Raw genomic sequence first — 13,566 nt, 5'->3', positions numbered from 1 at the left:
CAGTAAATGTGCTGAACAAGTGGCTTAACCTAGAGGGAAGGCGAGTGGTGCGCAATGCCTACTGCTTCTGGATACTGGGGAGTTCACGAACCAGGGGGTCCGCATGGACGATCCGGCCACGATCGGCCACCGAGTACAGCGCCTGCGCGCTCAACGCGGGCTGACACAAAGGCAGTTGGCCGAGCCTTCGTACACCCCCGCGTACGTGTCGACGCTGGAGTCGGGCAAGGTCAGGCCCTCGGAGACCGCACTGCGCTTCCTTGCCGAGCGCCTCGGTACGTCGTACGAAGAACTGGCTACCGGCCGCCCCGCACACCTCGCCACCGAGCTGCGGCTCGCTCTCTCCGACGCCCATCAGCAGCTGGCCACCGGGACGGCGGACGAGGCCGCCGTGCGCTACCGCCGGCTCCTCGCCGACGCGGAGCACCTCGGACTCGTTGCCGAGCAGGCCGAGGCGTTGCTCGGGCTCGGCGAGTGTTCCCTGGAGACCGGTGAACTGGTCGATGCGGGCCATCACTTCCAGGCCGCCGAGCGGCTCCTCGCCGAGGAACCGCTGCCCCGCCGCGCACGCGCGATCCGGGGCCGTGCCGTCGCACACCTCCTGGCGGGGGAGCTGCGTTACGCCTGCTACCTCCTCGAATCCACCATCGACGAGCTCGGCGCGAGCGGCATGGCCGACCCCGAGGCTCTGGTCATCCTGTACGCAGCCGTGATCGGCCCGTACATCGACATGGGTGCACACGCCCGTGCCGCGCACGCCGCCGAGCTCGCCCTGACGCTGGCTCCGCAGGTCGACGATCCGGCGCTGGTGGCAGGCATGCACCGGCAGGTGGCTCGCACCTTCCTCGCCGAGGGGCGCACGGCCGACGCCGACGCCTCACTGGCCAAGGCGCAGGCGATCTACCAGCAGCTGAGCCTGTGCACCGATCTCGCGCACTGCCACTGGATGCGCGGCTACGTTCAGGCGCAGAAGGGCGAACTGGCTTCCGCTGAGAAGGAGTTGCGAGCCGCCCGGGACATGCTGAATGCCAAGCGCGCGGCTCTGTTCACCGCGCAGGTGGACGTGGAGTTGGCCGATGTCCTCCGGCGGCTCGGACGGCACGACGAGGCGTCCGATCTGCTCTCTGCATTTCTTGAGCTGGGTGACCGGCACGGCGCGGTGCACGCGGGGGGTGCGCACAGGCTGCTCGGGCTGATCGCCGAGGAGCGGGGGGACAGCGAGACCGCCGAGGAGCACTACGTCATGGCGCTCGGACTGCTGGAGCGCAGCGGCGCGAGCGGCGACCTCGCCGATCTGTGCCGTCTGCTGGGCGACCTTCTGCGCCGCGGCGGCCGCACCGAGGCCGCGCTGGACGCGTACCGTACGGGGCTGGGCCACCGCTCGCCCCCCGGCACGACGACGCTGGGGCCGGCTCCGACGGCACTGGCGTTCCCGCGGCACTGAACGAGCAGCTCGGGCAGCGCGTTCGGCAGGTTACGAGCAGCGGCATGCCGGCCCGACAGCGCGGTGCGTTCAGGCTGGCGTACCGGTTGTTGAGGCTGGCCGCCGAGACGGGCGAGCGGGGCGGTGACGTCGTCGTGCGCGGCTACTTGGCTCCGGCTCCGGCGCGGAGGTCACAGATCCTGGTGCCCGCCGGGTGGGGCTGCCCGGCTCTCGGCGGTGCCGGGTGGATCCGGCGAGGGCTCGCCCGCCGCGAGGTGCTCCAGGACCTCCGCCAGTTCCTGGCAGGCGCGGCGCACCGACCGGCGGGTCGCATGCTGCTCGGTGATGACGGAGGCGAGGAGCAGGGCGGTCAGGGCGGCGGAACCGTTGAACGCCTGGAGCTTGGTCATGATCTCGACGTCCGTCAGGTGGAGGAACGCGCCCCGCCCGGAGGTCGCCTCGAAGGTGGTGAGCACGGAGGCGAAGAGCGCGCACAGCATGCTTCCGGCGAGCTGGAAGCGGAGCGCTGCCCAGATCAGCAGGGGGAAGACGAGGAACAGCATGCTCATCTGGCTGAGCACGGCCATGGGCATGAGGACCAGGGTCGTCAGCCCCAGAAAGATCGCCTCCTTCCAGCGCCGTACCCGGAACCGTCCGGCCGGCCCCGCGAGGACGAGCAGGAGCGGGGCGACGAGCAGCACCCCCATCGTGTCGCCCACCCACCAGGCCAGCCAGACGGGCCAGAACTCGCTCGTGTCCAGGGAGCCCTTCGCCACCTGCAGCCCGACCCCCGCGGTCGCGCTGATCAGCATGGCGCCGAACCCGCCGAGGAAGACCAGGGAGAGCCCGTCCCGCAGCCGCGCCATGTCGCGCCGGAAGCCGGCCCGTCTCAGCAGCAGGAAGGCGCAGAGCGGCGCGACGGTGTTGCTCGCCACGGTGACCACTGTGGTGGGCCCCGGAGCGGTGAGGGAGGCGATGACGAGGAAGGAGCCGAGGGCGATCCCGGGCCAGACCCGCACGCCAAGCAGCAGCAGGGCGGCGACGGCGACGCCGGTGGGCGGCCAGATGGGGGTGACCACCGCGCCTTCGACGACGAGGCGGCCCATCAGGCCGAGTCGTCCGGCCGCGTAATAGCAAACCGCCACGGCCAGCGACATCAGAGCCGCCTCCGTAGAGGGCCGGAACTGCCGAATATCCAACACGTCAGCCATCAGACACCGGCCGGGCCGCCACGACCGGGCAAGGACCCTGCGTGTCGGGCGCCGCCGTACGGCACGGGCCCGGGCCGGTCCGAGGACCAACCTGGCCCGAGGCGCGCCCCCTCTCCTCACTCCTCGGCCGCCGACGGGGTCGGACCGCCGTCATGGCCGACGACCAGGACGGCCGCGTCGTCCTCGTGCCCCACCGTGGCCGCCAGCTTCATGACGGCGGTGGCCAGCGCGTCGACGTCCAGCCCGGCGACGGCGGTGATCCCGGCGAGCCGCGTCACCCGGTCCAGCCCCTCGTCGACGTGGAGCGAGGGCCCCTCCACCACGCCGTCGGTCAGGAGGACGAAGACACCGTCGGCGGTGAGCCGGTGGCGCGTGGCCGGGTAGTCGACGCCCCGGAGCACACCGAGCGGAGGCCCGCCCTCGCTGTCGTCTATGCCGGAGCGGCCGTCGGTGGTGGCCCAGATGTGGGGGATGTGACCGGCCCGGGCGCACTCCAGGATGCCGGCAGCGGGGTCGAGCCGCAGGAAGGTGCAGGTGGCGAAGAGGTCGGCGCCCAGAGAGATCAGCAGGTCGTTGGTGCGACCGAGCAGCTCTCCCGGGTCTCCGGTGACGGAGGCCAGCGCGCGCAGTGCGACGCGGACCTGTCCCATGAAGGCAGCGGCCTCGATGTTGTGCCCCTGCACATCACCGATGGACATGCCGATCTGTCCACCGGGCAGGGAGAAGGCGTCGTACCAGTCACCGCCGACGTTGAGCCCGTGATTGGCGGGCTCATAGCGGACGGCCAGCCGGGCGCCCGGAAAACTGGGCAGGTCCGAGGGCAGCATGCCGCGCTGCAGGGCCACGGCGAGCTCGACACGGGAACGCTGCGTCTCGGCCAACTCCCGCGCACGGGCGGTCAGCGACCCGAGCCGGACCAGGAGGTCCTCGCTGTTGTCGGCCGGCCGTCTGCGGAACATCGATCACTCCGACGTCACGACAATCCTCGCATCAGTCCGTCCCGTCTCCAGCACGCGGGACCACAGGGCTACCACCTCGGTACGAACAGGTCCTTCCCCACTCTGCCCGGAGGGGACGGCGTCCGCATCTCATCGGCGGAGAACGCGGCGGATCCCAGCGGGGTCACCCCACACCGCCGGAAACGAACAGCGGTTCGGCGAGATCGACGGCATCGCCCCGCCCCTGGCCTCCGTCCGGACCGAGCAGGCCGACGCCGCGCGACTCGCCCGGCGGTCACCCGCCGCACGGGGACGCGCGCCCCCGCCGGGTGCAGGGTGCGGCCGTCCGCGCCGAACGCGAGCGACAGGACGGCGTCCCCCGCACCGGGCAGGGCGGCGCCCAGCGGCTGCTGGGAGGCCACGTCCCGCAGTCGCATGGTGCCGTACGACCCGGCCGCGGCGAGGACGGAGCCGTCGGGTGAGAAGGCCACGGTGGTGGTCTCCTCCGGTATGCCCGGCATCCCCTTGGACAGGCCCTGTGAGGCGGTCAGGCGCCGTCTCGCCGAGCTCCTCGACCTGATCGTCAAACGGTGAGCACGGCCTGTAGTTGGGCCGGACAGCGGCCGTGAGTGCCGTGGCCACCGGTGTGAGGCCCGGACGGGCGGGTCACGCCTGGCCCGCAGCCCCCGCCCTCAGCTCGAGACGGCCTCGGCCCAGCCGCGGTTGACGGTCTCTCTGGCCTTCTCCGTCTGCGCCTCCGTCGGAAACGTCGGCGTGCCCTCGACCGTCGGCAGTTTCTCCGCGGCGGCCTTGTCGAGGGTGCCGTCCTTCTCCATGGCGTCCATGAGGACGGGGCGTGCATAGGCGCCGAGCCGGAGGTTCTGGCCCTCCGGGCTGAAGACGTACTCCTGCCACAGACGTGCCGCCGCGGGGTGCGGAGCGTCCTTGTTCACCCCGTTCGCGTAGTACTGAGCGAAGCTGCCGTCGAAGGGGATGGCGGTCCGCCAGTCGACGTCCGTGCCATTCTCGCGGAATTCGTCGGCGTATCCGAGGTTGAGGAAGTCCCAGTCGATGCTGATCGGGGTCTGGCCCTTGGCGATCGTGGCCGGGGTGGATTCGACCGGGATGAAGTTGCCGTTCTCGCTGAGCTCGGCGAAGAAGTCGATGCCGGGCTGGACGTCGTCGAAGGAACCCCCGTTCGCCAGGGCCGCCGCGTAGACCCCGGCGAAGGCGGAGCCGGACTTGGTGGGGTCGCCGTTGAGCGCGACCTTGCCTTTGTACTCGGGCTTGCGCAGGTCGGCGAAGGTCGCGGGGCAGGTCTTGACGCGCTTGGCGTCACAGCCGATCGAGACGTAACCGCCGTAGTTGTTGTACCAGCGGGCCCGGTCGTCCTTCTGTTCCTTGGGGATCTCGTCGTACGCGGCGACCTTGTACGGAGCGAGCAGGCCCTGCCGTGCCGCGGACTGCGCGAACGAGTCCCCCACGTCGATCACATCGGGGGCGCGGCCTTCGCCCCTGTGCTCCTTCAGGGCGTTGATCTCGTCCTGGCTGGTACCTTCCGGGTTCTCCACGATGACCTTGATCCCGTACTTCTTCTCGAAGCCGTCGATCAGTGCGCCGTAGTTGGCCCAGTCGCTCGGGAGCGCGATCGTGTTGAGCGAGCCCTCTTTCTTCGCCGCTGTGGTCAGTGCTGCCATGCCGCCGGCGTCCGCGGCGGAGGTGGCCACCGCGGGTGCCCTGGGCGCGGTGGTGGGCTTGTCTCCGCAGGCGCCGAGGGGCGCCGCGAGGACCAGGCAGGCGGCGACGAAGGCTGTCCGGAGACGAGGTGCGGGCACAAAGGCTCCATAACGGGCGGTCGCGTACTGATCGAGGCCAGCGTACGTTCGGCCGCCTCGGCAGCGCAGTCCCAGACGGTGGTGTCCGCTGTCTTCCCTGCGGCTGCCGTACCGGCGCGTTCTCAGAACCCCTCGTCGTCCCACCCGGCCAGGAGCGCCTCCCCGAGATCCATCGCGGGCGGTGCGGCCCCGTCGTGGAGGGCCTGCTCGCTCCAGATGATCTTGCCGCGGGCGGTGTAGCGGGTGCCCCAGCGCTCGGCGAACTGCGCGACGAGGAACAGGCCGCGACCGCCCTCGTCGGTGGCCTCGGCCCGGCGCAGGTGCGGGGAGGTGCTGGACCCGTCGAAGACCTCGCAGATCAGGTTGCGGTCGTACAGCAGCCTCACCCGGATGGGCTCGGTGCCGTAGCGGATGGCGTTGGTCATCAGCTCACTGAGGATGAGTTCCGTGGTGAAGGCGATGTCCTCAAGGCCCCAGTCCGCCAGTCGGCGGGCGCAGGCGTTGCGCACCGGGGACACCGCCGCGGGGTCGGGGGGTACGTCCCACTCGGCGATCCGCGCGGGGTCCAGTCGGCGGGTGCGCGCCACCAGCAGCGCGACGTCGTCGCTGGGCCTGGTGGGCAGCATCGCGTCGATCACCACGGTGCAGGTGTCCTCCGGGGTGCGGGCGGGCCCGGCCAGAGCGGCGCGTAGCGCTGCCAGGCCCGCGTCCGGATCGCGGTCGCGGCTCTCGATCAGCCCGTCGGTGAAGAGTGCCAGCCGGGAGCCTTCGGGCAGGGTGACCGTCATGGTCTCCATGGGCAGGCCCTCGCCCAGGCCCAGCGGCGGGGAGACCGGCACCTCGGGGAAGGACACGGTTCCGTCGGGAAGGATCAGAGCGGGGCCCGGATGCCCGGCGGTGGCGGCCGTCACCTGCCCCGAGACGGGATCGTAGAGGGCGCACAGGCAGGTGGCTCCGGTGATCCCCTGCCACTCCTGCTCGTCGGTGTCGATGTGGGCGACGAGCTCGTCCAGGTGGCTCAGGAGTTCGTCCGGGGGCAGGTCGAGGGTGGAGAAGTTGTACACGGCGGTGCGCAGGCGGCCCATGGTGGCGGCGGCGTGGAGACCGTGGCCGACGACGTCGCCGACCACCAGGGCCACTCGGGCGCCGGGCAGCGGGATGACATCGAACCAGTCACCGCCCACACCGGCCTGGGCGGCCAGATAGCGGTGCGCGACCTCAACGGCGGACTGCTCCGGTACGCCCCGGGGCAACAGGCTGCGCTGCAGGGTGACGGCCATGGTGTGCTCGCGGGTGTAGCGGCGGGCATTGTCGACGGACAGCGCCGCCCGGGCGGTCAGCTCCTCGGCGAAGGACACGTCCTCCTCGTCGAAGGGCGGGGAGTCCTGGGTCCGCCAGTAGCCGGCCATCCCCAGCACCACGCCCCGGGCCCGCAGGGGCACGGCGATCAGGGAGTGGATGCCGCGGTCCAGGATCTGCAGGGCGTTGGCCGGGTCCTGGGTCCGCCAGCCGTGGGTGGCGCGCAGGTCCGCCTCCAGGACCGCGCGGCTGCCGGCCAGCCCGGCGGCCATGGGGCTGGTGGGAACGAACCGGATCAGCCGGCCGACGGGGTAGAGGGGGTGGTCGCCCTGAAGGCCGACGCGGGCCGTGCGGCGCATCTCGGTGGTTGCTTCGGGCGGCTCCTCGCCGCGCAGCACCGGGTCCAGCAGGTCGACGGTGACGACGTCGGCGAACCGTGGGACCGCCACCTCCGCCAGTTCCTCCGCCGTGCGCTCCACGTTCAGCGTCGTTCCGACCTGCGTCCCCGCGTCGTAGAGCAACTTCAGTCGCTCGCGGGCCACCTCGGCCCTGCCGGAGAGTGCCCGCAGCTCGGTGGTGTCGCGCAGCGTGACGACGGTCCCGGCCTGCCCGTAGGGCGCGGTGGGCCGGATGTTCACCGCCAGCAGCCGATCGGCTGCCATGTGCAGCTCGTCGGTCGCGGAACGGCCCGACGCGATCGGATCGGCGATCCCCTCTTCCAGGCCAAGGTCCGTGACGGGGAGCCCTTCCGCGTCCACCGGCAGGTCCAGCAGCCGCCGCGCCTCGTCATTGGCCAGCAGCAGCCGTCCGCCGCCGCCGACGATCAGTACGCCCTCTCGCACCGCGTGCAGCACCGCGTCGTGGTGCTCGTACATCCTCGTCATCTCGGCCGGTCCCAGGCCATGCGTCCGGCGCAGCAGCCGACGGCTCACCAGAGCGGTTCCGCCCGCGGACAGGGCGAGCACCGCGGCTGCACTGCCGAGGACGACCGGAAGCTGCCGGTTCACCATGCTCTGCACGTTCTGCACCGTGACCGGGGAGGAGACGATGGCGATGACGCGGCCGTCGGAGTCCTTGACGGGGACCACCGAGACCACGGACTGCCCCAAGGACCCTTCGAAGGTCTCGGTGAAGGATTGGCCGGCCACCGCCTTGGAGAAGGGGCCGACGACGTGCTTCCCGATCTGCCGTGGGTCGCTGTGGGCGAGGGTGACCCCGGAAAGTGTGTACACGTTGATGCCGTCGACCCCGGCGATCTTCCGGGCCGCCTCGGCGCTCGGCTGTAGCACTGCGCTCGGATGGGGGCTGCGCAGGGCCGCGACGATTCCCGGAGATTCCGCGAACGTTCCGGCGGCGGCGAGCGTACGGTGCCGGGCGTCCACCATGCCGGCGCTCCGGGCTTGCACCACGAGCGCCACCACCGCGGCGGCGACGAGCAGTACCACGACGGCCAGCTGCAGGAGGAACACCTCGCCGGCCACGCTGCGCACGCTCAGAAGGGAGGACAGACGCTGCGGCCGCCGTGCCTCTCCCTCGGGGGGCGGGGCGTGCTCCTGACGCTCCTGGTGGCTTCCTGGGCGGGGACGCCGAGAGGAAGAGGAAGAGCTCGCGGTTGAGCCGAGCAGCCGACGTCGGACGCGTCCAAGTAGGTGGCTCATACTCCATCTTCCAACCTCTATGAGCCGTCGGCAGCGGGGAGCGACGGTCGCCGAGCCGGCGATCCGGGCTCTTCCGCGGAGCGAGGGTGTGGCACGGCCCGTGGGGGCGCGGGCGGGATCCGGGCAGTCGCCGCGCCGATGGGGATCCCCCGCCCACACGCCGTGCAAGAAGTCATGCTGGTTCAGAAAGATGGAGGGGTGGACGGGACGAGTTCAACGACGTGCCGGCCGCCGTTACCGCCCTGCTGCGCCGAGCCGGCCACCGGCGGCCGGGGCGTTTCCCCTGGCTCCATCCTCGCCACGGCGCACTTCGCGCCGCGGAATGCCCATGGTGTCCGGATAATGGATGGAACGGAGAGTGGAAGGGGACATCTCGTGCCATCGGCTCGGCCGGGGGGCGAGGAGACCCACGGCCCGTTCTGGTCCGAGCCGGGGACGCTGCTCGAGCACGTGCCCGTGGCTGTCTTCGGCCTCGATGACGGGGACCTCGTCTGTTACTGGGGGCCCGGCGCGCGGGACCTCTTCGGACATGACGCCACCGCCGTCCTGTCGAGGCCCGGCGCCGTTTTCTTCGCCGACGGGCCCCAGGGCGCCCCCGATCCGTGCGAGCGGCTGACCGAGCGAGGCCGGACCCAGGGTTACTGAAGGGGGGCGGCTGCCGGTAGGTTCCGACCCTGGACGTTTGACAGGTCTGCGGTATGTGGACGCGGACAGGGCTCGCTCGGTTGATGGCTCATCAGGTAAGTCGGCATTCGGTCAGCATGAGCCGCGGAGCGTTCCCGGGGAATTGCCCGAACAGCCGCCGGTGACGGCGTGAAAGCCCAGGTGAGGGCCGTATCTCCTGACCAGAGCGACGTTCCTCACAATCCTCGGAGAGCACGTGCCGGTGTACAGTCGAGACCGCCCTTGACCTGCAACGAGCAGGCAGGGAGCCGTCTTAGAGGAGTCCGTAGTGCTGCGCACCATGTTCAAGTCCAAGATCCACCGTGCCACCGTCACCCAGGCCGATCTGCACTACGTCGGTTCCGTCACCATCGACGCCGAGCTCATGGAGGCGGCCGATCTGCTGCCCGGGGAGCTCGTGCACATCGTCGACATCGACAACGGGGCCCGGCTCGAGACGTACGTCATCGAGGGGGAGCGGGGGTCCGGGGTGATCGGGATCAACGGGGCCGCCGCGCATCTCGTGCACCCCGGGGATCTGGTGATTCTCATCAGTTACGCCCAGGTCGAGGACGCCGAGGCCAGGGCGCTCGTGCCGCGCGTCGTGCATGTGGACGCGGACAACCGGATCGTCGAGCTCGGGAGCGACGCCTCGGCGCCCGTGCCCGGGAGCGACACCCGGCGCAGCCCGCAGGCCGTCGCCGCGCACGCCTGACCTGTCGAACCTACGAGAGGGAGAGGGCCGCATGGCTCCTGCGCTTGAGATCCGTGACGACCGGGAGAAGGGGCGCCTGGAGGCGTTCGAGGACGGCCGGTACGTCGGGGTCGTCGTCTACTTCGTCCTGGACGTCGAGCCGCACGCCCTCGTGGCGGTGCACACCGTCGTCGAGGAGGGCAACGAGGGCAAGGGCATCGCCGGGTCCCTCGTACGGGAGTTCTACGCGATCGCCGCCCGCGCGGGCGTCCCCGTCGTGCCCCTCTGCCCCTACGCCGCGAAGTGGGCCGAGAGGCACCCCGACGAGGCACCCGTACCGCCCGAGGACGTCGTGCACGCGGCAAAGGCCCAGCTCAAGGCCACCCCCGAGCTGTGGTGAGCCTCGCCCTCCTGCACACCTCCGCGGTCCACGTGCCCGTCTTCGACGGGCTCCGCGACCGCCATCACCCCGGTCTCGATCTGCGGCACGTCGTCGCCGAGGAACTGCTCGTACGGGCACGGGCCGAGGGCCCGGAAGCCGTGGCCGGTGCCGTCCGTGAGGTCCTCGCCGAGGCCGTCACGGACGGCGCCGCCGCCATCCTCTGTACGTGTTCCACGCTCGGCGGCGTCGCCGAGCGCCACGCGGCCGAGCTGGGCGTGCCCGTCCTTCGGGTCGACCGGCCGATGGCGGCCGAGGCGGTCCGCGCCGAAACGATCGTGGTCGTCGCGGCCGTCGAGTCCACCCTCGTCCCCACCCTCGACCTGCTCCGCGAGGAGGCGGGCGACCGGACGCCGACCGTCACCACCCTCCTCGTGGACGGCGCCTGGGACCGCTTCCTCGCCGGCGACCACGACGGCTACCTGGACGCCGTCGCGGCGGCCGTGGACCGCGTCGACCGCGCCGAAGGCGGCGTGGTCGTCCTGGCCCAGGCGTCCATGGCGGACGCCGCCGAGCGGACCACGACCCCGCTGCCCGTCCTCTCCAGCCCCCGCGTCGGCCTGGCCGCCGCCGCGAGAGCGGTACGCGGCCACGGATGAATGGCCCTGGCGGGCGCGGGCAGACGCTCCGGGAGAGCCTGGAGCCGTACGGCCCCCGTCGACCGAGAGGCCCGACCCGCCATGACCCATCCGTTCCCCGATCCGGTGCCGCCCGGCCCGATCCCGCCGCCCGGTCCGCCCCCGAACCCGCCGGCCCCGGTGCCCGAACCGCCTCCCGTACCGCCGCCCAACCCGGTTCCCGAGCCGCCGGGCCCCGCGCCCGTCCCGGAACCCGAACCACAGCCCCAACCCGGGCCCGCAGGGCGCTGATCGAGCCCTGAACCCTTGTCACGGCCTGTGACCTTCCCCTACCTTGGGCGACTGCTGATGCGTTCAGCGCACGCGCTCAAGGGGGGGCCATGGCCTTACGGGGACGACACCGCCGGTACCAGCCGAGCCGCATCAACCGGGCCTCGCTCACCGTCACGGCGGGCGGCGCCGGCATCGCGCTCCCGCTCGTCGGTGCCGGGGCGGCCCAGGCGGCCTCCCTCGACGTCTGGGAGAAGGTCGCGGCCTGCGAGTCCTCCTCCAACTGGCGCATCAACACCGGCAACGGCTACTTCGGCGGGCTCCAGTTCAGCCAGTCCACCTGGGAGCGGTACGGCGGTACGCACTACGCGCCGCGCGCCGACCTCGCCTCCAAGGACCAGCAGATCGCCGTCGCGGAGAAGGTCCTCAAGGGCCAGGGGCCGGAAGCCTGGCCGACCTGCTCCTCGCGCGCCGGGCTCGCCCCGCAGGGGAACACGGGCGTCACGCCCGTCTCCCTGCCCCAGCAGCGGTCCGCCGCCACCCGGACCCCGGCGACACAGGCGACGCCGACCACCGTTCCGCAGGTCCGCGAGATGTACACCGTCACCCCGGGGGACTCGCTCTCCCGCATCGCCCGCGAGGCGCGGGTGAAGGGCGGCTGGCAGCGGCTGTACGAGGCGAACCGCAAGGTCGTCGGTGACGACCCCGACCTGATTCACCCGGGCCAGAAGCTGACCCTCCGGATCACCGCCCCGAGCCCGAAGAAGCCCCCCACGACCGGCACTGCCCCGAGCAGGACGGCCCCCGGAAAGACCGCTCCGAGCACGACCGCCCCCAAGGCGAAGCCCCCGGCCACCCAGGCACCGGCCACCAAGGCGCCCGCGACGAAGGCCCCCGCGCCCAAGGCCCCGGCCACGAAGGCCCCCGCGCCCAAGACCACGCCGGCCTCGAAGAAGCCCGCCGTCAAACCGGCCGTCAAGCCCGCAGCCCGGCCCGAGGCGCGCTCCGACAGTTTCTCCGCCCCCGTCTCCGCCTCCATCGGCACCCGCTACCGCGTCTCAGGCTCCTCCTGGTCCAGCGGCTACCACACGGGCGTCGACTTCCCGGTGCCCACCGGTACGTCCGTGAAGGCTGTGGCCCCGGGTCGGGTCGTGTCCGCCGGGTGGGGCGGGGCGTACGGCTACGAGGTCGTCATCCGGCACGACGACGGGCGCTACAGCCAGTACGCGCACCTCTCCGCGCTCACCGTGCGTGAGGGGCAGCGGGTCAACGGCGGGCAGCGGATCGCCCGTTCAGGATCGACCGGCAACAGCTCGGGGCCGCACCTCCACTTCGAGGTGCGCACGGGTCCCGGGTACGGCTCCGACATCGATCCCCTCGCCTACCTGCGTGCGCGAGGCGTCTCGATCTGACACCGACGGATCTGACACCGACGGATCCGACACCGACGGATGCGACACCGACGTCTCCGACACCGACGTCTCTGACACCGACCGGGAGTCGGACGGACCCGTCAGCCGCTCCACCGTGAGCTGGACGATGCCGAGCGCCGCCACCGCGCCGCAGATCAGCGCCGCGACGGTGCCGGCCGCGCCATGACGGAAGGTCTCGCCGAACAGGGTGAGGCCGACCGTCGCCGCCACCACGGGGTTGACGACGGTGACCGTGGCCAACGGCGCCGCGAGGCCCGCGCCCCGGTACGAGGCCTGGGAGAGCAGGAGCCCGGTCACGGCGAGGGCCGACAGGACCAGCAGGCTCGGCCACTGCGCCAGCGGCGCGCTCGCCGTCCACTCCACCGCGACGGTCTTGGTGAAGACCGAGGCGATCCCGAACGCGACGCCCGCCGCGGCCGCCAGGGCGATGCCGCGCAGCACCGAGCGGCCCACCACGTGTGCGGCGGTGAAGAGCACGGCCACCAACCCGAACGTTCCTGCGGCGAGCAGCCAGCGCTCCGTCCCCGCCAGGGACTGCGCCTCGGCGCCGCCCGTCAGGCTGAGCAGACCGGCGAGGCCCACCGTCGCCATCAGCGCACCGCGCCAGGCGGTGCGGCCGGCCCTGCGGCCGACGAAGAGGGCCGCCATGGGCAGGGCGAAGACGATGGTGAGCGCGCCCAGCGGCTGGACCAGACTGAGCGGGCCGTAGGCGAGCGCGGCCACGTGCAGCGCCGCCCCGAGACCGTTGAGCAGCACGGACCCCCACCAGGCGGGGCTGCGCAGCGGCGCGTACGTGAGGCCGGAGGCGGAGGCCGCGACCCGCTCCTGCACGATCGCCGCGGCCGCGTAGGCGACCGCCGAGACCAGTGACAGGAGTACGGACAGCACGAGGGGGCTCATACCTACAACGATCTCTCTTCCGGGCGTTCACGTCGTCGTACCTGGGAACGCCTTCGGACGTACTGCCGCCGCAGTACGGGACCGTGCCGTACACCTGGGGATGTACAGCCGCGCAGGTCACACGGGGTGCAATGCGACCTTTTCCGCTATCCGGGTCGAAGCGGACAGGGCTGATCCGTCCCTCCGGAACGTTCTCGATCCGAGCCGGTCGCCCCCGGACCCGGG

12 protein-coding genes are annotated in these 13,566 nt (G+C 71.9%); 7 read left to right on the top strand and 5 right to left on the bottom strand.

Features of this window, described 5'->3' with window-relative positions; genetic code table 11:
* The first annotated feature begins 103 nt into the window (after positions 1–103).
* The gene (locus ACWF79_RS01445; RefSeq protein WP_453725997.1) at positions 104–1,444 is read left to right on the top strand and encodes a tetratricopeptide repeat protein; all 1,341 of its coding nucleotides are present in this window, start codon (positions 104–106) and stop codon (positions 1,442–1,444) included.
* Between the two features lie 170 nt (positions 1,445–1,614).
* Here ACWF79_RS01445 and ACWF79_RS01440 read toward each other — a convergent pair whose 3' ends face one another.
* Complete coding sequence (locus ACWF79_RS01440) at positions 1,615–2,580, bottom strand: MASE1 domain-containing protein (protein ID WP_453725996.1); 966 nt, start codon at positions 2,578–2,580, stop codon at positions 1,615–1,617.
* 170 nt (positions 2,581–2,750) lie between these two features.
* Entirely contained in the window at positions 2,751–3,593 is an 843-nt protein-coding gene (locus ACWF79_RS01435; RefSeq protein ID WP_453725995.1) for a PP2C family protein-serine/threonine phosphatase, read from the bottom strand.
* A 414-nt stretch (positions 3,594–4,007) separates the two neighbouring features.
* Here ACWF79_RS01435 and ACWF79_RS01430 point away from each other — a divergent pair, with 414 nt between their 5' ends.
* Positions 4,008–4,166 carry a hypothetical protein gene (locus ACWF79_RS01430; RefSeq protein WP_453725994.1) on the top strand — a complete coding sequence of 53 codons (159 nt, stop codon included), beginning with the start codon at positions 4,008–4,010 and terminating at the stop codon, positions 4,164–4,166.
* Between the two features lie 98 nt (positions 4,167–4,264).
* Here ACWF79_RS01430 and ACWF79_RS01425 read toward each other — a convergent pair whose 3' ends face one another.
* The gene (locus ACWF79_RS01425; protein WP_453725993.1) at positions 4,265–5,407 is read right to left on the bottom strand and encodes an ABC transporter substrate-binding protein; all 1,143 of its coding nucleotides are present in this window, start codon (positions 5,405–5,407) and stop codon (positions 4,265–4,267) included.
* A gap of 122 nt (positions 5,408–5,529) precedes the next feature.
* Positions 5,530–8,196 (bottom strand): SpoIIE family protein phosphatase, encoded by a 2,667-nt coding sequence (locus ACWF79_RS01420; RefSeq protein WP_453725992.1) that lies wholly within the window; start codon positions 8,194–8,196, stop codon positions 5,530–5,532.
* Between the two features lie 543 nt (positions 8,197–8,739).
* Between ACWF79_RS01420 and ACWF79_RS01415 the strand changes: the two genes are divergently transcribed.
* The 5 genes from ACWF79_RS01415 to ACWF79_RS01395 all read left to right on the top strand — a co-directional run bounded on the left by ACWF79_RS01415 (position 8,740) and on the right by ACWF79_RS01395 (position 12,420).
* Positions 8,740–9,009 carry a hypothetical protein gene (locus ACWF79_RS01415; protein ID WP_453725991.1) on the top strand — a complete coding sequence of 90 codons (270 nt, stop codon included), beginning with the start codon at positions 8,740–8,742 and terminating at the stop codon, positions 9,007–9,009.
* A gap of 307 nt (positions 9,010–9,316) precedes the next feature.
* Entirely contained in the window at positions 9,317–9,742 is a 426-nt protein-coding gene (gene panD / locus ACWF79_RS01410; RefSeq protein ID WP_453725990.1) for an aspartate 1-decarboxylase, read from the top strand.
* A 31-nt stretch (positions 9,743–9,773) separates the two neighbouring features.
* Complete coding sequence (locus ACWF79_RS01405) at positions 9,774–10,121, top strand: GNAT family N-acetyltransferase (protein WP_453725989.1); 348 nt, start codon at positions 9,774–9,776, stop codon at positions 10,119–10,121.
* Positions 10,118–10,759 carry an arylsulfatase gene (locus ACWF79_RS01400; RefSeq protein WP_453726162.1) on the top strand — a complete coding sequence of 214 codons (642 nt, stop codon included), beginning with the start codon at positions 10,118–10,120 and terminating at the stop codon, positions 10,757–10,759. The genes ACWF79_RS01405 and ACWF79_RS01400 overlap by 4 nt, the downstream gene beginning before the upstream one ends.
* A gap of 359 nt (positions 10,760–11,118) precedes the next feature.
* Complete coding sequence (locus ACWF79_RS01395; protein ID WP_453725988.1) at positions 11,119–12,420, top strand: transglycosylase family protein; 1,302 nt, start codon at positions 11,119–11,121, stop codon at positions 12,418–12,420.
* Here ACWF79_RS01395 and ACWF79_RS01390 read toward each other — a convergent pair.
* Positions 12,301–13,341 (bottom strand): DMT family transporter, encoded by a 1,041-nt coding sequence (locus ACWF79_RS01390; protein WP_453725987.1) that lies wholly within the window; start codon positions 13,339–13,341, stop codon positions 12,301–12,303. The two genes, ACWF79_RS01395 and ACWF79_RS01390, sit on opposite strands and share 120 nt — an antisense overlap.
* Positions 13,342–13,566 lie beyond the last annotated feature (225 nt).

Source organism: Streptomyces sp. NPDC054975, from assembly GCF_053609105.1.
The sequence above is the reverse complement of the archived record's forward strand: the minus strand, read 5'-3'. Positions and strand labels throughout refer to the sequence as shown.

What these genes read in the sequence shown, in the direction of transcription:
- ACWF79_RS01445 (WP_453725997.1), top strand. Translation starts at nt 104, where the DNA reads ATGGACGATCCGGCCACGATCGGCCACCGAGTACAGCGCCTGCGCGCT.
- ACWF79_RS01440 (WP_453725996.1), bottom strand. Translation starts at nt 2,580, where the DNA reads ATGTCGCTGGCCGTGGCGGTTTGCTATTACGCGGCCGGACGACTCGGC.
- ACWF79_RS01435 (WP_453725995.1), bottom strand. Translation starts at nt 3,593, where the DNA reads ATGTTCCGCAGACGGCCGGCCGACAACAGCGAGGACCTCCTGGTCCGG.
- ACWF79_RS01430 (WP_453725994.1), top strand. Translation starts at nt 4,008, where the DNA reads ATGGTGCCGTACGACCCGGCCGCGGCGAGGACGGAGCCGTCGGGTGAG.
- ACWF79_RS01405 (WP_453725989.1), top strand. Translation starts at nt 9,774, where the DNA reads ATGGCTCCTGCGCTTGAGATCCGTGACGACCGGGAGAAGGGGCGCCTG.
- ACWF79_RS01395 (WP_453725988.1), top strand. Translation starts at nt 11,119, where the DNA reads ATGGCCTTACGGGGACGACACCGCCGGTACCAGCCGAGCCGCATCAAC.
- ACWF79_RS01390 (WP_453725987.1), bottom strand. Translation starts at nt 13,341, where the DNA reads ATGAGCCCCCTCGTGCTGTCCGTACTCCTGTCACTGGTCTCGGCGGTC.